The 17,884-nt window shown below is 50.6% G+C and carries 11 protein-coding genes; 8 read left to right on the forward strand and 3 right to left on the reverse strand.

Annotated features, from left to right (window positions below; translation table 11 throughout):
* Positions 1-28: 28 nt before the first annotated feature.
* From JHJ32_RS14300 to JHJ32_RS14310, 3 genes are all read right to left on the reverse strand, one after another.
* Positions 29-2,509, reverse strand: a complete 2,481-nt coding sequence (locus JHJ32_RS14300) for an ABC transporter permease (protein WP_200121392.1) — start codon at positions 2,507-2,509, stop codon at positions 29-31.
* 35 nt (positions 2,510-2,544) lie between these two features.
* On the reverse strand, positions 2,545-4,953 hold the full coding sequence (locus JHJ32_RS14305) for an ABC transporter permease (protein WP_200121393.1): 2,409 nt from the start codon (positions 4,951-4,953) through the stop codon (positions 2,545-2,547).
* Positions 4,954-5,170: 217 nt separating this feature from the next.
* Positions 5,171-6,583 carry a serine hydrolase gene (locus JHJ32_RS14310; RefSeq protein WP_200121394.1) on the reverse strand — a complete coding sequence of 471 codons (1,413 nt, stop codon included), beginning with the start codon at positions 6,581-6,583 and terminating at the stop codon, positions 5,171-5,173.
* Positions 6,584-6,816: 233 nt separating this feature from the next.
* Between JHJ32_RS14310 and JHJ32_RS14315 the strand changes: the two genes are divergently transcribed.
* From JHJ32_RS14315 to JHJ32_RS14350, 8 genes are all read left to right on the forward strand, one after another.
* Positions 6,817-7,887, forward strand: coding sequence for a serine hydrolase (locus JHJ32_RS14315; protein WP_200121395.1), 1,071 nt, complete (start codon positions 6,817-6,819; stop codon positions 7,885-7,887).
* Positions 7,888-7,923: 36 nt separating this feature from the next.
* Complete coding sequence (locus JHJ32_RS14320; protein ID WP_200121396.1) at positions 7,924-9,471, forward strand: M81 family metallopeptidase; 1,548 nt, start codon at positions 7,924-7,926, stop codon at positions 9,469-9,471.
* A gap of 52 nt (positions 9,472-9,523) precedes the next feature.
* A complete protein-coding gene (locus JHJ32_RS14325; RefSeq protein WP_200121397.1) occupies positions 9,524-10,108 on the forward strand; it encodes an RNA polymerase sigma factor in 585 nt (194 codons plus the stop codon).
* Positions 10,109-10,169: 61 nt separating this feature from the next.
* Positions 10,170-11,153, forward strand: coding sequence for a FecR family protein (locus JHJ32_RS14330; protein WP_200121398.1), 984 nt, complete (start codon positions 10,170-10,172; stop codon positions 11,151-11,153).
* A gap of 189 nt (positions 11,154-11,342) precedes the next feature.
* Complete coding sequence (locus JHJ32_RS14335) at positions 11,343-14,699, forward strand: TonB-dependent receptor (protein WP_200121399.1); 3,357 nt, start codon at positions 11,343-11,345, stop codon at positions 14,697-14,699.
* 25 nt (positions 14,700-14,724) lie between these two features.
* Entirely contained in the window at positions 14,725-16,215 is a 1,491-nt protein-coding gene (locus JHJ32_RS14340) for a RagB/SusD family nutrient uptake outer membrane protein (protein ID WP_200121400.1), read from the forward strand.
* 16 nt (positions 16,216-16,231) lie between these two features.
* Positions 16,232-16,984, forward strand: coding sequence for an aspartate/glutamate racemase family protein (locus JHJ32_RS14345; protein ID WP_200121401.1), 753 nt, complete (start codon positions 16,232-16,234; stop codon positions 16,982-16,984).
* A gap of 70 nt (positions 16,985-17,054) precedes the next feature.
* A complete protein-coding gene (locus tag JHJ32_RS14350) occupies positions 17,055-17,828 on the forward strand; it encodes a DUF4197 domain-containing protein (protein ID WP_233632665.1) in 774 nt (257 codons plus the stop codon).
* The last annotated feature ends 56 nt before the right edge of the window (positions 17,829-17,884 follow it).

Genomic DNA, 17,884 nt, shown 5'->3' on the forward strand with positions numbered 1-17,884 from the left:
CGCTTTCACCGGTACACATGACTCACAATCACTCATTCCTCAGGGAATCTACCGGGTTGGCCGTCGCCGCTTTCATTGCCTGGAGGCCTACCGTTGCCAGTGCAATGACCAGCGCCATCGATCCCGCTACGGCAAACATCCACCATGCCATGTCGATTCGGTAGGCAAAATCTTCCAGCCAATTATTCATGGCCCACCACGCAATGGGCGAGGCGATGAGGACGGCCAAGCCTATCAGTTTCATGAAGTCTTTGGAAAGTAGACGGACAATGCTGCCTTCGGTGGCGCCCAGTACTTTCCGTATGCCGATTTCCTTGGTACGGAGTTGCGTTGCGAAAATGACCAATCCCAGTAAACCGATGCAGGCAATTACGATGGATAACATGCTGAAGATGCCGATGATTTCGGCCGTGCGCTGATCCGAAGCATATTGCATGGCCAGTTCCTCCCGAAGGAAGCTATGTTCAAAAGGCAAGTCAGGCGAAAAAGATTGCCATAGTTGGCTGATTTGCTGGAGTACTGGCGATAAGCCTCCGGGTTTCACGCGGATGACGATGTTTGAAAAAAAACCATCGTAGGTGTGTGAGGATTCATGGAATAACGCAAACGGTTGGATGGGGACGTGCAACGATTCCGTATGAAAATCTTTCATTACCCCGATGATTTGGTATGACTCCGCGGCGTTGCCGCCGGGATAATTGATAAATTTGCCCACCGGTTGTTTGTAGCCCATACGTTTGGCGGCCGTCTCATTGATGAGCACCGTACGGGAGTCGTCATACCCGTCCGCAAAGTTCCGGCCAGCGACCAGCGAGATGCCCATGGTTTCGATAAAATCTGCGTCCGTCAAGTACGAAACGAGCGTGATGTCTTTGACTACCGGTTCATCTCCGGCACTTGGTAGCGGCACGTAGAAGTCTCCATGGCCTCCCCTGCCGGGTAGGCTGGACGTGATCGAAGCATTGTTTACCGCCGAGAGGCGTTTCAGCTCCTCCTTGAAGCTGTTTTGCTGATTGCCGAGGCGCTCACTGTTTGAAATCACCAGCACGTTTTCTTTATCCAGCCCCAGATCGTGCAGTTGTGTGTATTTCAGTTGCTGGTAGACAACAAGTGTACAGATGGCCAACGCAATCGAAATCGTGAACTGGAAAACAATCAAGCCACTTCGGATACTGCCATTGCTTCCTGAAGCGGCTGGAATTTTCTGCCCTTTTAGCACTGCTACCGGCTTGAATGCACTGAGGTAAAAGGCCGGATAGCTACCCGCAAGCAATGCGCATACCAATACGAGCAGCGCCAAGTATACCCAGCTGCCTGCTGCCCACAACGTTTCAAAAACGATTGTTTTACCGGCTATTTGATTGAAATAAGGGAGCGTCCAATAGACCAGTACCAGTGCCATCAGGCAAGCAAAACTGCTTAATATCGTTGCTTCGGCAAAAAATTGCCGGGCCACTTGCAAGCGGGTGGAGCCGATGACCTTACGTACCCCAATCTCTTTTGCACGTTTGGAAGCGCCGGCGGTAGAAAGGTTCATGAAGTTTACGCAAGCCAACAACAGGATAAACAGGGCGATGACGGCAAAGAAGTATACGGTCTTGATACTGCCTTGATCGGTGACCAGCGAGGTAATGTCGGCAGAATGCAAATGGATATCGAGCAACGGCTGGAGGCTCAAATCCCATTTGCCTCCTTTCTTTAGAAACTCATCGTAAGGCTGGCCAATGCGCTGGAAAGCGCTGACTGCATGCTGGCGCATCATCGCCGGAAATTTGGCTTCCAAGCGCTTGATGGCTGCAGCATCGGTGGCTGCCTGGGGTTTGAATTTGATGTATGTGGCTACATTCAACCACACCCAGCTCCAGTCAAAATAACGGACATTTTCAGCATTGGAAATGGGAATGAGAAAGTCAAACGTGAGCGAACTGGGGGTAGACGGGAAGTCCACCACTCCGGTGACCGTATAAGGTTGTTCGTCGCCTTCAATGTACAGCTCCTGGCCTATCGGGTTAGCATCGCCAAAATATTTCTTGGTCATGGCCTCCGTCAGTACAATGCTGTGCGGATCGGTCAGGCAGGTACGGCGGTCACCTGTTCGTAACGGATAGGCAAGCACCTGCAGGAAGTTGGAGTCGACGCCCAATATACCCTGTTCATTGAACCGGTTTTCCCGATTGGCCCCCTCGCCTGTGTGGACGATCTTTTGTCCGGGGCGATAGAGCCGTGTATAGCTTTCGATTTCGGGAAATGTTTCCATCAACGTCCTACCGGCAGGCGGCGGCGTATAGCCAGCGTAAAATTCCTCTTCACCCATTTTACCATTGATATTTACACGGAAAATGCGGTCGGCATCCGCAAAATGCCGGTCATATTGGTATTCATGCTTGATGAAAAGTGCAATCAGCATGACGCAGGCCATGCCCAAGGTTAGGCCGAACACGTTAATGAGGGCTTGGGCCCTATTCCGAACGGCGTTTCGCCAAGCGGTTTTAAAATAGTTCTTTATCATATCATTATGCGTTACGCGTTGAGTTTTATGCAATATCATTCATCCCTCAGCGATTCAACAGGATTGGCTATAGCGGCCCTGTATACCCTGACGCCGATGGTGGTCAGGGCAATCGCCAATGCCGCTAGCATAACGGCCAGAAACAACCATGCCGATAGATCGATACGGTAAGCAAAACCGTTGAGCCAATCCTGCATAAAGTAATACGCCAATGGCATCGCAACAAAGAAGGCAATGCCCACGAGGTAAATAAATTCTTTCGAGAAAAGATACACAATACTGGTCACACTTGCACCAAGTACCTTCCGGATACCGATCTCTTTAACCTTTTGGCCCAGCATAAACGAGACTATCCCATACAAACCAATACTGGAGATGATGATGGACAGGATAGCGAAGAATTGATAGGCTGTGGCCATTTTCTCTTCCTGCTCATAAAACTTGTTGATGGTATCATCCAAAAAAGATGCCTCGTAATAGTGTTCTGGATAAAGGGCTTCAAATTGCTGTTTAATCTCATTCAGCGTCTTCCTACCCGCATTTGCTTCAAGTTTTACCCCGGCAACATAATAGCGGCTTTTGTCCGTCCCCATAATGATCGGGCTGATTTCTTCGCGCAGGGAATTTGGGGTATAGTCCTTGACCACACCGGAGATTGTCATCCATGGCGATGCAAAACCGATGCGGATACGCCGTCCAATAGCGTCCGCTGCCGAAGCCAAGCCAAGCCGCTGCACCATGGTTTCGTTGATGACAGCTTCCCGCAAAGTGTCGCTGGCTACGTAAGGCCGTCCGGCTGCCATGGATAAGCCATAGCTTTCAAAATAATCTGCATCAGCGAATTTCAAGAATGCAGGAAAGTCGATGTCGTCCGACGTATCGCCGTCAACGTAAAAGTTGGACGACCATTTATTGTCTGATGATGGTACATCGCTGGCAAAACTTACCGATTTAACGTTGGGCAGCTGCAACAATTGCTGCTTGAATACCGGCATGCGCTGCTGTTCGCCGTCTGACGGTACTTGTATCGTATACAGTGTAGACTGGTCAAAGCCCAGATCGGCATCGCGGATAAAAGCCATCTGCTTGACCGCTACCAGGGTGCCTATCATGAGCAATTGGGCAATGGCAAACTGCACGGCAACCAGCCCCTTGCGCAACGACACCCCGCCAATCTGGGAAGTGTTGATTTTGTTTTTCAGTGCTATCACAGGCTTAAAACCAGAGGTGACCAAAGCGGGATAAAGTCCCGAGAGGAAGGTGAGCGCCAGTAACGAAAGCAATAAGAAAATCAGCGTGTCCGTCTGGAGCAAATCCGGGTTATCCGGCATGTTTGAAAGGTGGTGAATGTAGGGTAGTGCGCCATAAGCCAAGGCTACGGCCACAAGCAAGGCTATCAAAACCAGCAGGAAGGTTTCGCCGAAGGATTGTGCAATGAGGCTCCCCCTGCTGCCACCCAGCACCTTGCGCACACCGATTTCTTTGCCCTTTCCTAGTGCCTGTGCCGTACTCAGGTTCACGAAATTGATAGCAGCCATCAGCAAAATAAACACCCCGATAAGCGCCAGTGTCGTCAGTGTCGATCGATTGATTTGACGGTGGTCAATGGTCCCATACCGTGCATCAAAATGAATGTTGCTGAGTGGTTGGAGGTGAAGTATCCGGGTGGAGGCCCCCTGATTGTCGAAATATTTCTTGGTGAGCACGTCCAACTGCCTTGCTGCGGCGTGGGCATCGTGCTGGGGGCCGAGCAGTATATAAAGCTGCGTACTACTACTCACACTTTTCCAGTCATCAGGCCCGTAATCAAATAAGTGGGTATTTGCTTCAAGCGTAGGAAAAGAAACAAGCAATCGATAGGGGAAGTTGCTGTTTTCACGGGCATTTTCCACTACTCCAGCTACTTTTAGTGGGATCTCGTTGGCGAACACAAGATCGCGGCCGACAGCCGCTTGCCAGGAACCGAAATAGCGTGACGCCGTTTCGCGGTCCAGCACGACATGGTTGGGATTCGCCAATACCTCAGCGTTGCCGGCCAGCCAGGTGGCGTCAAAGAGGTGGAAGAAACCAGCTGAGGTAAAGAGTGCGAGCTCGGAGTACTTGTCTATGTGATTGGCATTATTGGTTACATTGACTTGGCCACCCGAAGCATATAGGGGTACAACCGCTTCAAGCTGCGGCATGTCTACGCTGAGCGCCTTGGCCAGCGGGGCAGCCACCCCTTGGTTATAATCGGATGAATTTCCATATTGTGTTTCTGTGACGACGCGATAGACGCGCTGGTAGTTTTTGTGAAACCTATCAAAGCTCCATTCGTATTGGATGACGACGAAGAGTATCAATGCCGCAGCTATCCCCAGGGATAAGCCGGAGATGTTGATAAGGGATGTCCGCTTATCGCGGATGAGGTTTCGCCAAGCGATTTTTAGGTAGTTTCTGATCATGGCCTTTTGGCATTAAAGGATAACCCGAAATACGCCGCACGTTACGCGCCAAAAAAACAAAGGGTTCATAATCAGTTTTTTGTGATGCTTCTAGTTGCGAAGGGTGTTCGATTCCGTACACCTGTTGCCCAGATACGTACAGTTGTGATACCGTCATTGGCCGATTCAGGAGCTGGTACAGGACGCAGGGAAAGCTTGGCTGGGGCGCCTGAAATCGCTATGGCGAAGTCCGGCCAAACCATACATTCCGTGCGCGGGGGACACTGATGTAAAAGCCTACCACGTGTCCGGCGTCGTTGCGTTTGAAGGCAAGCGTACTTTGCTGATTTGCCGCTTGAAAGGAATTTGCGCCGGTCTGTTTCAACTGCAGTGGGCGCTGGCGGCCCTCTTTCCATATCACCTGCGCCGAACCGCCTTCGGTAATCACCTGCATGGCCCCTCCACATTCGGGGCTTTCATAATATCCCGCAATATCGGCGGGTAGCGCTAGAACCTGATCAGCGGCAGTGTCCCGGTTGTTTTCGGTGGGAATATCCGTGTCCCTCCGATTGCCAAAAAAAATGGCCGCCAAGCCGTTATTAATATTGCCCACGTTGGTGCTGCCGTTATTGGAGAGCAGTGCGATGGAGAGGTCTTCAGTTGGATAATAGGTCAGTAGGGCTCGGTACCCCGCTGTGGATCCCGTATGGTAGACACGAGGATGAGATAGGTATTCATCCACCATCACGGCACTGGCATACGTGATGGGTGTTCCATCATTCAGTACGCCCGTTTCGGTCCGTAGTTTCAGCAGATTGGGGGCGCCAAGGGGCGTGCTCCTCCAGCTCCGGTTCCATTTATCCAAATCCTTGGTGGTGGTCAGTAGTGCTGCGTGACCATAGGTGTTTTCGAAAGGCATGTCGGTAGCGAAGCCCTCCTGTGAGCGGCTATATCCGGTAGCTCTTCCCTTCACTACCCGTTGGTGGTTGTCACGCCAGGACGTGCTGCGCATGCCGAGATGGTCGAAAATACGCATTTGCGTAAATTCAGGAAGCTTTTGACCGGACACACGTTCTGCGATAATGGTGAGCAGCGTATAGTTGGAGTTGCTGTAGATGTATTCATCGCCGGGTACATTGTTGAGCGTGGGTTGTTTGACAATATACCCCAATGCGAGATTGTTGGTATATTCCCGACTGCCACGGGGCCATCCCCCCAGTCCGGCGAGCGCACCCCAGTCCTTTAGTCCACTGGTATGGTTCAGTAAGTGTCTTATGGTGATGGTATGAGCGTATTCGGGCAATTCCGGCACATACTTCCGCGCCGGATCGTCAAGCGTAAGTTGGCCATCTTGTGCAAGCAGCAGGATGGCGGTCGCCGTAAACTGCTTGGATACGGAGCCCGCTTCAAAGATGGTGCTGTCTGTGACTGGGACTCCATATTCGAGGTTGGCCATTCCTATATGTTTGTGGTAGATGGTCTGTCCGCCTTGACTGATGGTGAGCGACAGGCCGGGATCTGCCGCTTGGTAGGAAGACAGCAACGAGTCGATCCGGAGAGCAAAGTCGGTTGCCGGTTGAGCATGGCTAATGACAGGAAGGGCTAAGCTGATAAAAAATAGGGCTAAAGCGTGTTTGACCTGAAGATTCATGGCTATAATGTTTTTTTTGACGTTAAGTGCTTTCAAAAATGAAAAAAATACAGATAAATATTGATTATTTATCAATATAAATTGGATTACGCGCATATTTGTTAATCTAACTTATGTTTTTTTAATAAAATTTAAACGTTGAATGGGATTTTTTTAGAAAATGGGGTCTATTATTGTGTAGAATGTGTGTTGTCTGTGTCTTTTTGAAAGAAAATGTTAAAAAATTGATTTATATGTACAAACAGTATTGGATTTTTCTTGTATTCATTGTCGGGTTTACATCGTTCACTATAGGACAGGAGCTCAAGCCCAAGGCGGTTTATTATCCAGGACCGCAATGGGAAGTGGTCGATAGACCGGAAGTACTCGGGCTGTCCAGCGCCGGTTTAGCAAAGGCAAAGGAATATGCAGGGACCATAAACACCGCTGCCGTAATGGTCGTCGTCGACGGAAAAGTGGCCTACCAATGGGGGGATGTCGACAAAAAATTTAACACGCATTCGATACGGAAAAGCTTTTTGAGTGCAATTTATGGAAAATATGTACAGGCCGGGCTTATCGACTTGGATGCCACGATGGCTGATTTAGGTATTGACGATGTCGAAGGCTTATCGGAGGAAGAGCTGAAAGCCACCGTGCGGGATTGCCTCAAAGCCCGCTCAGGTGTATATCATCCTGCACTGTACGAATCAGCAGGCATGAAGCGGCTCAAGCCAGCACGGCATTCGGAAAAAGCCGGCACACACTGGTACTATAATAATTGGGATTTTAATGTGCTCGGAACGATCTTCGAGCAGCAGACTAAACAAAAGATTTTTGAGACCATCGAATCCGATATCGCTAAACCAATCGGTATGCAAGACTATACTGCAGCAGATGGGTCTTATGTCAGCGGCGAGGAATCCAAGCACAATGCCTATCCCTTCCGGGTCACGGCGCGCGATCTGGCCCGTTTTGGATGGTTAATGCTAAACCACGGAAAGTGGCTTGACAAGCAAGTCATTGACAGTGCGTGGGTTGAAGAAAGCACGCGCTACCATTCAGATGCAGCGTTATACAGCTCCTCGGGCTATGGTTACCTGTGGTGGGTAGCGCGGGACTTCAACAAATACCCGCATCTGCAACACGTGCATGTACCGGAAGGTTCGTATTCGGCCCGTGGTTCGGGCGGACACCTCGTTGTTGTCATCCCCGATTTCAACATGGTTGTGGTACATCGTGTCAACACGGATATCCGAGGCAACAGCGTTTCATACGAAGACTTCGGAAGACTATTAGGGTTGATTCTCGATGCCCGGATGTAATGATCGTCAATGCTTAAAAATCTACACAAATAACTAATGTATTCAACACTGCGTTACCTCTGCGGCATTGCCGCTACTTCATTCCTTTTGGCCGGTTGTGGCAGTAAATCAGATGAACCCTACCGCGTGGCCGTAGTGGCCTATCAGCATGAAACCTGTACCTTTTGTCCGGGTGGGGATACGGAAATTGAAGACTGGACCTGGAAAAAACCTTATATCGAAGATGAGGAATTGCTCTCCTCCGATAGTTACGTGCGTGGATTCGTCAATACCGCCAGGCGGTATGATGATTTGGAACTTGTCGGCATCAAAAGCCCGTCTGACGTGTTCGGCGGTTCGTCCCGGAGCTGGAATTCCAAAGCCAGCTTTGAACATTTCATGGATATTATCCTTTCGGATATCGAAGCGCATATGCCCATTGACGGCGTGTACTTGGCACTTCATGGCGCAATGGCTGTACGGGATGTACCCAAGCCTGAAGCGGAGATAGCCAAACGTATCCGAGAGTTGGTCGGAGACGATGTACCCATCGTGGCATCATTTGATTTACACGGCAACGAAGACGAAGAATTCCTGCGTTGGGCGGATGGCTCGTTTGTCACCAAACAATATCCACATTACGATTCATACCTTCAGGGCGAGCGTTCGGCACACTATCTCCGGCGGATGCTGAAGGGCGATTACCAGCCCACAACGGCTTCTGTCAAGCCTCCTATCCTCACCGCATCGGTGGTACAGTGGACCGGCCAGTCGCCGTCGATGAATATCATGGAGCGCGCACGGCGTTGGGAGGAACGGGTGCCCGATGCCTTCGTAAGCGTGTTCTACGGATTTGCATGGGCCGATACGCCTGACGGGGGCATGCTCGTGCAGGTGATGACGAATAATGACCAAGCTTTGGCCGATTCCATTGCCAAGGATATGTACGATTACATTTGGAGTGTCCGCGAAGATTTCGCCCGGGGCGAGTATCCGATGCCGCGGGAAGCGGTGCAGCAGACGAATAAAGCGATTGCCGGAGGCAAGACGCCCGTCGTTCTGGGGGATTATTCCGACCGGCCCGGTGATGCCACGTGGATTCTGGATGAGTTGATCAAGCAGCAAACTAGCGGCGTATTATATGCCGCACTGACTGATGCCAATGCCCTTGAAAAGTTGAAGCAAGGCGGTGCAAAAGCAGGGGACGCCTTCGATATGGAAGTCGGTGGTTATACCGGCGAACAGGCGGGTAAGCCGGTCCGCGTTACAGGGATCATCCGTTACCTCGGCCCGATGTGGAACTACGATTATGTAGCTGCCGTTGATTTCGGTAAAGACAATGTGCTGGTTATCGCACCAACTTACACACAGATTATCGAAGCACATCGGCTACGCAACGATGTGTTCAACGTCGACGACTTTGACGTAGTTGTGCTGAAGTCGCGCGTGCATTTCCGGCGCGGATTTGACGAAAATGGTTATGCAAAAGAAATCATCTTGGTCGATGCCCCCGGTGACTGGTTTGGGACAACCCGATTAGGGGCACTCGATTATCAGCACACACCAGTGGACAAACTCTATCCATTTGGGGACGGCGATTGGTAGCAACTTCACCGCAACCTGAATACGTTGTACGTTCTTCAATCAAATTTCAAAAATGAAGCCAGACGACATAGCGATCGCAGATGAAAAGCAGCTAATGAGCGCACTTCAGCAAGGCGATAAAGCAGCTTTTAACACGTTGTATGAACGCTATTGGGAACGGGCCTATAACGATGCATATAAGCGTGTAAGGGATCCCGAATTGGTAAAGGATATCTTGCAGGAAATTTTTGCGGCTATCTGGCTGAATCGAGAAAAGCCCATTGACAATATGGAAGCGTATATCAGGACAGCTGTCCGGAACCGGGTTTTTAAGTTGGCGAAGAAGCTGAAAGCAACCTGCCCGCTGACAACGGGGATGGACGATCAACTGGCGACACACTTAGCGGCTGATCAACTCGTGCGCGCCGACGAATTCAATGTCGCATTTGAACGGCTCTTGGCCGATCTGCCGCCTCAGCGGCAGAAGATTTTCCGGTTGCGTTTCCAAGAAGACCTAAGTACCAAATCCATTGCTGAACGTATGGGGATTACCCAAAAGACGGTACAGAATCAGCTCGGAAAGGCAATGGAAAATATACGCGGGGGGTTGGTGCAGTTGCCAATACTCGTTTACATGATCAAAGTCATCTGGCCATAGCTAAGGAGGATGATTCAACAGATTTCGGATAGCAGCATACAGGGTAAGTAAACTAAGGAAGATGCAACGTGCAAAAATCAGGCGGCTGATTTTGAAATATTTGAAAGGAACGGCCTCCAAGGAGGAAATCCGCGACATTATCGCTCACTATGATGAGTTTGACCATGCGCCGGATTTTACTCCATCATTGGAGGAGACAGCGAAAAACCGGCTGAAAGAGAGCATTCATACCGGTATATGGAAGCTTGTTGATCAGCGGGAGCGGCGGTTTCGGTTGTGGCCACCCAAGAAGTGGGCGATACGTCTGGCAGCAGCAGCCATGGTGGTCATCGGCTTTACCCTAATGATGTACTTGATGAGGTACGGAGGCGAAGTAGATATTGTCAAACGTACCGACCTTGTTTATTATGATGCGGATGCAAACAGCATGATTATGCTTCCTGACAGCAGTTCGGTTTTACTCAGCAAGGGCAGCCGGCTGGGGTACGCGGCAACGATGGCAGAGGAAAATGAGCGAGTGGTGATATTGGAAGGGCAGGCGTTTTTTGATATCCGAAAAAACGAGCAACAGCCTTTTGTGGTACATGCCGGCCAGTTGGAGGTACATGTGCTGGGCACAGCGTTCAATGTAAAGGCCATAGACCGTGAAGAACAGGTGACAGTCACCGTTAGGCGTGGGCGCGTGCGCGTGGATGAGCAACAGCAGCCGCTTGAAACGTTGCTTCCTGCGCAACAATTGGGCTATGACGTGCGGCGTAAGACGTATAAAAAGCAGCAAGTCCATTCTTCGGCATACCTTGATTGGCAGCATGTGGGCGATTTGAAGTTCGAGAACATCAGTGTGAAGGAAGCGTGTGGCGTATTCGAGCGCAATTTCGGTGTTTACTTTGCATTTAAGGACAGCCATATCGGTGACTACCGGTTTACTACACGCTTCGCGAGTGACGAGCCGATGGAAAAAGTATTAGCCAGCATCTGTGCATTTACCAATGCGACGTATACGTTTGACAGCGCAGGCAAAAAGGTAATCTTTTCCTCCCGTTGACAAGACGGTGGTCGCCCACTGCATGCCGCATTATTTTTAACGATTTTCAAGATAAAGAATAGCGCGATGTTCACTCGTATTTGCTTGCCACCATAGACGGAGCCAGACAAGACGTACTTGACGTTTGGTGGCGTTAACGACAGAAAAAGTTTGCGACAATTAGGTACAACAAAAACAATAAATAACAAGATGAATTGGTATTTACTACGTATAGCAACCCAGTTACTCACGGTGTTGTTCATGTTGTCGAATAGCGCGCTATTCGGCCGGAACAATACGGCGGTCCAATCCATAGAAAAAATATATGTTCAGATTGAGCTAAAAAATGGATCGCTTATCCAAGCGCTTCAGTTGATTGAACGCCAGAGCCCCATTTTCTTTATGTACAACCCTGAAGATGTTAAAGGCGTCGAACACCTAACCGTCAGCGGCAAGCGGCAATCCGTCGCCGCGCTTTTGAAAACCATGCTTGCCAATACCAAGCTGGAGTTTAAGCAGGTCGATTCACGCGTGCTCATCGTTCCGGTCGGCGCCGGTCAAACCCGTGCAGCGGCGGATGCAGCCGCTACGATGGCAGCCCATCGGCAAGACGGACGCGTATCGGGCAAAGTCGTCGACGCCACGGGCGTACCTATTTCAGGTGCGACCGTAAAAATGGCGGGGCCGCGCGATTTCAGCCAGTCTACCAACCAGGAAGGGAATTTTTCGTTCACTGGCGTGCCTTTTGGCACGTATGAGGTTACGATTTCGTCCTTGGGCTATGTGGAGCAGCAGACTACCGTTGAACTACAGGCAAGCAATACCAATTTTCAGCTCAACATTACTTTGCAGGAGCGTCTAAGCGAGCTGAGTGAAGTCGTGGTCGTCGCCTATGGCCAGCAGGAGCGTTCTTCGTTTACGGGGGCGGTAAGTACACTCAAAGGGGAAGACATCGCCAGCACGCCGCGGGTGAGCGTGCAGGAAAGTTTCCAAGGCAATCTTGCCGGCGTGCAGGTCAGCAATGGCAACGGCCAGCCGGGGTCTGTGCCCGATATCCGGATCCGGGGGATCGGATCGATCAACGCGGGCAGCCAACCGTTGTACGTGGTTGATGGTGTACCCATCGAAACCTTCGATTTGACGGGCTACGGTACCAACACCATTGCCGGGATATCGGCTAATGATATCGAATCCATATCTGTACTAAAGGACGCCTCTTCCGCCTCGCTGTATGGCTCACGCGCAGCCAACGGTGTGGTGCTGATCACCACCAAAAGTGGCGCTTCCGGCCGGACAAAGCTCAATGTCGGGTTTCAGCAAGGATTTAACAGCGATGCGCTGAACGACCGGAACAAGCCTTTAAGCACGCCTGAGATGCTGGAACTGCTGCGTGAGGGATGGGCCAATGCGGGTCAGGATCTGTCAACGTTCAACGAGCGCGTTATTGAGGCCAATAATATTGATACGACCATCAATACCGACTGGGCGAAGGAGCTACTGCGTACCGGCCGCTTCAGCCAATACGACATCAATGCAAGCGGCGGAAATGACAAGAGCAATTTCTATCTATCTGCCGGATATATGGAGTCCCAATCCGTATTGATTGGGGTAGATTACGATCGGTTTACCGGCAAGATGAAGATTGCCAATAAGCCCAACGATTGGATTTCATTTGACGCGAATATGCTGTTCAGCTACCAGAAGGCCAATACACGGCCGGATGCATCGAGTTTTGAAAATCCATATTATTACCTGCAACGCATACAGCCTTGGGCGCCAGTCCGGAATCCAGATGGCACATATGTCCTTCAATACTCATCGAGTTCTTCGGATGTCAATCCCAAGGCGCTTGCCGAAGCCGCATTGCGTCAAGGAAAAACCTATAACGTCTTGCCGGGAATTTCGGCATCACTTAAATTTACGGACTACCTGTCGTTTGAGACGAAGGGAAGCCTGAACCTTAATTTCGCTGAATCACGCGTATATCGTCCGTACAACTTTTCAAGTTCGGCGGCAAGTGGCGGTATAGGCTCTCACCGGAATAACCGGATGGTATCATGGATTAACACCAATATCCTCCGTTTCAATAAGACCTTTGGCGACCACGGCATTCAGGCCATCGCCGGTACAGAGGCGCAGAAAACAACGTTTGTCGAAAGCGAGGCGGAGGCCAATAATTTCTTGCCCAATACAACGTATCTTGATGGCGCATCGGTGCCTACCGGGGCTACATCCGCATTGCTCAATAACGCCATTTCCAGTTTGTTTTTTAATGCAAACTATGCGTTCAGGCAAAAGTATCACCTCAGCTTCTCTTTACGGCGCGATGGCTCGTCCAGGTTTTACGGCAGCCAAAATATGTACGGCAATTTCTATTCGGTCGGTGGCGCATGGAACATCGATAAAGAAGGGTTCATGGACCATGTTGACGTCATCTCTAGCCTGAACCTGCGGGTGAGTTACGGCGAAAACGGTAATCAGGACATTGGCAATTTCGCCGCGCTTGGACTCTATTCGATGACAGCCTATGACGGTGGCACGGGTCTATATTATTCCCAAATCAACAACGACCTATTGACTTGGGAAAAAAACAAGCCGTTTAACATCGGGTTAGATTTTGGCCTGTTCAACAATCGCCTGAGCGGTACATTCGAATACTACAAGCGTATCACCTCTGATTTGCTATATAACATGCCCATTCCCTCTCCGAATGGTCTGCTGGAATATTTCGAAAACATTGGCGCCATGGAGAACAAAGGTGTCGAATTGAGCCTGTCTACACGCAATATCGTGGCGGAGCAAGCTGGGGGTTTCAATTGGATCACCAGCTTCAACATCACGACCACTAAAAATGTCGTTACGAAGCTCCCTTCTCCTTTGGTCGACATTTCAACCTATCGGGAAGAAGGGCTGGATTTCTATCAGTTCTATTTGGTGGGCTATGCGGGTGTAGACCCCAATACAGGCAACGCGCTGTGGTATACCGACGAGACCAAAACGGCAACGACTACGGTCTATGGAGAAGCAGAACGCTTCCTGCAAGGAAGTGCAATTCCGGATTTCTACGGCGGTTTTAATAATAATTTTAGCTACAAAGGCTTCGATTTGGGGGTCAACATCTTCTTCAACTGGGGCAATAAGATGTTCGACAACTGGGCGCGCTACTCGGATACCGATGGCAACCTCGGTACCAACATCCGCGGCAAGATGAGCCGGCAGATTTACAACTATCGGTGGCAGCAACCCGGTGATGACGCCCTGCTGCCCAAAGTGGTTTACCTCGGTACCCAATCTTCTACGCCCGATTTTCGCAGTACGCGTTATTTATATGACGGCTCGTACATCCGCCTGCGTGATGTCACCTTGGCATACAACCTGCCCGCTGCTTGGCTACAAAGGATGGGCAAGTTGGGCGGTGCACGGCTGTATGTGCGGGCAAGCAACCTGTATACCTATGTCAGAGATAAGCGCCTGCCGTACGACCCCGAAGTGTCTGTGACCGGACAGTTGGATAATAAGCCGCCTGTGCCCCGTACAGTCGTATTCGGAATCGATTTAACCTTATAATGCATAAGCACAATATATTCATACAATGAAGATTCGTACAAAACTATCGTTTATGGTGCTCACGGCCAGCGCAATCGCTACATGGTCGTGCAGTAAAAGTTTCTTGGAAATCACGCCTACAACGGAGGTGTCTACCACGGAGGCAATCACTGATGTGGCTTCCATGCGTACGGCCATCGCTGGCACCTATGCACAGATGAAAGACTTCAACTACTATGGGCGTACGACCATGTTGGTCCCTGAGCTGCTTTCTGACAATGCATTCATCAGCACACGAAACACCGGCCGTTACATTTCCTACGGTGATTATGCTATTGTCCCGGAAGAAGCCTTTTCCCGTGATCAATGGCGGCAGCAATATATCACCGCGGCCAACGCCAGCATGATCATCCAATACGGCGAGCCGCTTAACATACCGGAATCGGAGCTTGACGAGCGGAACCAGATCATCGGCGAGGCTTATGCCGTCCGTGCATTGGCCTATTTTGATTTACTCAAAATGTATGCCCAACCCTATTCTTATACGGCAGATGCCAGTCATCCCGGTGTGCCGATCGTGCGGGAGCTGCCCACGCAACTGAGCGAACTGGTCTATCCCGGCCGCAGTACGGTGAAGGAAGGATACGACTGGGTGGTAGAAAACTTGCAGCACGCAATCGCCATCATGCCACCGAGGCTGATTGTACAGGGACGGGTGTCATCATCCAAGACACGGCTGAGCCTCAACGGTGCCAAAGCCCTGCTCGCGCGTGTGTATCTCTACATGGGTAAATATCAGCTGGCGGCCGATCTGGCAACAGAAGTCATCGAATCGCAGCAATATAGCCTCTTGGTCACCAACAGCCTTATTGCTGGATTTAAGTCCCTTAACAGTAGCGAAAGCATTTTCGAAATAGCGAATAACCAATCCGATCATCAGGGTAGCAATTCCCTAGCGGCGATGTTCCACCAGTCGAACTATGGCGATGCTTTGGCCACGGAAGACAGCTACAACCAGTATGCCGAGGGTGATGTGCGCAGGGAGTTTATTACGAAGGGAATACGTTCAAGCGCGGAAAATCCGGCTTACTTGGTGAATAAATACGACAACATTTCTACGTTTAATGAGCACATCAAAGTGATTCGTCTGGCCGAAGTATATCTTACGCGGGCAGAAGCGTTGGCTAAGCTCGGCGGCGCAAATGTCACGGGCGCCTTGGCCGATTTAAACCTGATCCGCAAGCGTGCGAACCCCGAAGCAGAAGACATCACGCTAAGTGGAGATGCACTGATTGCTGAGATTTTGGCCGAGCGGCGCCGGGAGCTGGCATTTGAAGGTCACCGCCTTTATGATTTGACACGGAATAATCTTGCATTTACGCATTACATTTCACCGCTTATTGTTGACCGGCCAAACAGCTTCGTTGTCGATTATCCCGGACGCAGCAGCCAACACCTCCGGACTATCTTGCCTATCCCTCAACAAGAGATAGACAATAACGTAGGTCTTCAGGGGCAACAGAATGAAGGATACTGATAAGCTCACCAATAAAATGATTGGCATAGTGGGTGGCGTGGGCCCCTTGGCCGGCATAGACTTAGCCGCGAAAATCGTCGAGGAGACCCGTGCCACCACCGATCAGGAGCATCTCCCTTTCGTCCTGATATCCATTCCGGAAGCGGTTCCCGACCGAACGGAATACCTGCTCGGTCGGGAACCTGTCAATCCGGCGATTGCGTTGAGCAGCTTGTTATTACGGATAGAAAAGATGGGCGTGAAAGTGGCAGCCATTGCCTGCAACACAGCGCATGCCGCCCCAATCTTCGATGAGATTGGGCACCGGTTACAAGCGGCAAGTAGCCAGCTGGAACTGAATCACTTAATCCGAAGCACAGTGGCGTTTTTGGGAAACAACCATAACGGGCGGCAAGTGGGCATACTCTCATCCTTGGGCACATGGAAATTCGGGCTCTATAGCCAAGAGCTCGAAAACGGAGGTTTTGAGCCACTTAATTTGCCCAAGCCGTGGGCCGAACGTGTCCACCGAGCGATCTATCATCCCGATTACGGAATAAAAGCGCATGGCAAACCCATAAGTGAGCGAGCCAGAAGCGAACTGTACGCCGCACTGGATGTCTTAGTTGACAACGGGGCAACCTGTGTTATCTTAGGTTGTACGGAGATACCCCTGTGTATCGCTGAAGCAACCTATAGGGGCGTACCGCTCTTGGACCCTGTTCGGATCCTCGCGCGAACACTCATCGCTGCCCTAGACAGGAGTAAGTTAATACCGCGGGCGATTTAGTGCCGATTTCTGCCAACAACCCCCAGGATATTGCTATTTTTGCTGCAGTTGTTTCATTAAATAGCAGATCATGGGATTAAGCAAGAAATTTATAGGCGTACTTTTATTGGCGTGCATGCTGGTTTATTCAACGGCTTCAGCGCAGGGTTTACTCGATCGGGTAAAGAATGCCGTGACCGAAAAATCGGGAGGCCAGGCTTCGAATGGTGACGAAAAGCGAAATGTAGACCTATCAGGATTATCTACCGGCGAAGTGTCCGGTGCACTTAAAGAGGCTTTGAACATTGGTGTTAAAGAAGGCATACAAAAACTTGGTGCTGAAGACGGTTTTTTCAAAAATGAACTGGTCAAGATCCTGCTGCCCGAGCAGTTGCGGAAAGTGGACGCCGCGCTGCGTGGTGTCGGCCTCGGCAACTTGGCCGATCAGGGACTGTTGTTGCTCAACCGCGCTGCGGAAGACGCCGTAAAAGAGGGGGTGCCTATCTTTGCAAATGCCATCACCTCCATGACGTTTGACGATGCAAAAAACATCCTGCTGGGTGATAGCGTGGCCGCCACGAACTACCTGAAAGGTAAGACCTCAGAACAACTGTTTATGGCTTTCGGGCCCAAGGTGGAAGGGTCGTTGGGCAAAGTCGGAGCCGACCGGATCTGGGAGCAAATCATCAGCAAGTATAACGGACTGACCAGGCAATCCATTGAGACAGACCTAAACGCTTACGTGACGCAAGAGACTGTCAACGGTGTGTTCAAGATGGTGGCTGATAAGGAGCGCGACATTCGCGACAATTCGGTCTTTCGTACCACATCGTTATTGAAAAAGGTATTCGGGGCGGTCGATTAATCGACTCGCCGCTACCGGTACACGCTGTTGCTGGCCGAAGGCGCAACCCCGCGTGC

The organism is Parapedobacter sp. ISTM3, from assembly GCF_016533505.1.
Lineage (GTDB): Bacteria > Bacteroidota > Bacteroidia > Sphingobacteriales > Sphingobacteriaceae > Parapedobacter > Parapedobacter luteus.

Excerpts from the sequence above, each read along its gene's own strand:
- JHJ32_RS14310 (WP_200121394.1), bottom strand. The coding sequence starts at position 6,583 with ATGAATCTTCAGGTCAAACACGCTTTAGCCCTATTTTTTATCAGCTTA.
- JHJ32_RS14325 (WP_200121397.1), top strand. The coding sequence starts at position 9,524 with ATGAAGCCAGACGACATAGCGATCGCAGATGAAAAGCAGCTAATGAGC.
- JHJ32_RS14335 (WP_200121399.1), top strand. The coding sequence starts at position 11,343 with ATGAATTGGTATTTACTACGTATAGCAACCCAGTTACTCACGGTGTTG.
- JHJ32_RS14350 (WP_233632665.1), top strand. The coding sequence starts at position 17,055 with ATGGGATTAAGCAAGAAATTTATAGGCGTACTTTTATTGGCGTGCATG.
- JHJ32_RS14345 (WP_200121401.1), top strand. The coding sequence starts at position 16,232 with ATGATTGGCATAGTGGGTGGCGTGGGCCCCTTGGCCGGCATAGACTTA.
- JHJ32_RS14340 (WP_200121400.1), top strand. The coding sequence starts at position 14,725 with ATGAAGATTCGTACAAAACTATCGTTTATGGTGCTCACGGCCAGCGCA.
- JHJ32_RS14305 (WP_200121393.1), bottom strand. The coding sequence starts at position 4,953 with ATGATCAGAAACTACCTAAAAATCGCTTGGCGAAACCTCATCCGCGAT.
- JHJ32_RS14320 (WP_200121396.1), top strand. The coding sequence starts at position 7,924 with ATGTATTCAACACTGCGTTACCTCTGCGGCATTGCCGCTACTTCATTC.
- JHJ32_RS14330 (WP_200121398.1), top strand. The coding sequence starts at position 10,170 with ATGCAACGTGCAAAAATCAGGCGGCTGATTTTGAAATATTTGAAAGGA.
- JHJ32_RS14315 (WP_200121395.1), top strand. The coding sequence starts at position 6,817 with ATGTACAAACAGTATTGGATTTTTCTTGTATTCATTGTCGGGTTTACA.
- JHJ32_RS14300 (WP_200121392.1), bottom strand. The coding sequence starts at position 2,509 with ATGATAAAGAACTATTTTAAAACCGCTTGGCGAAACGCCGTTCGGAAT.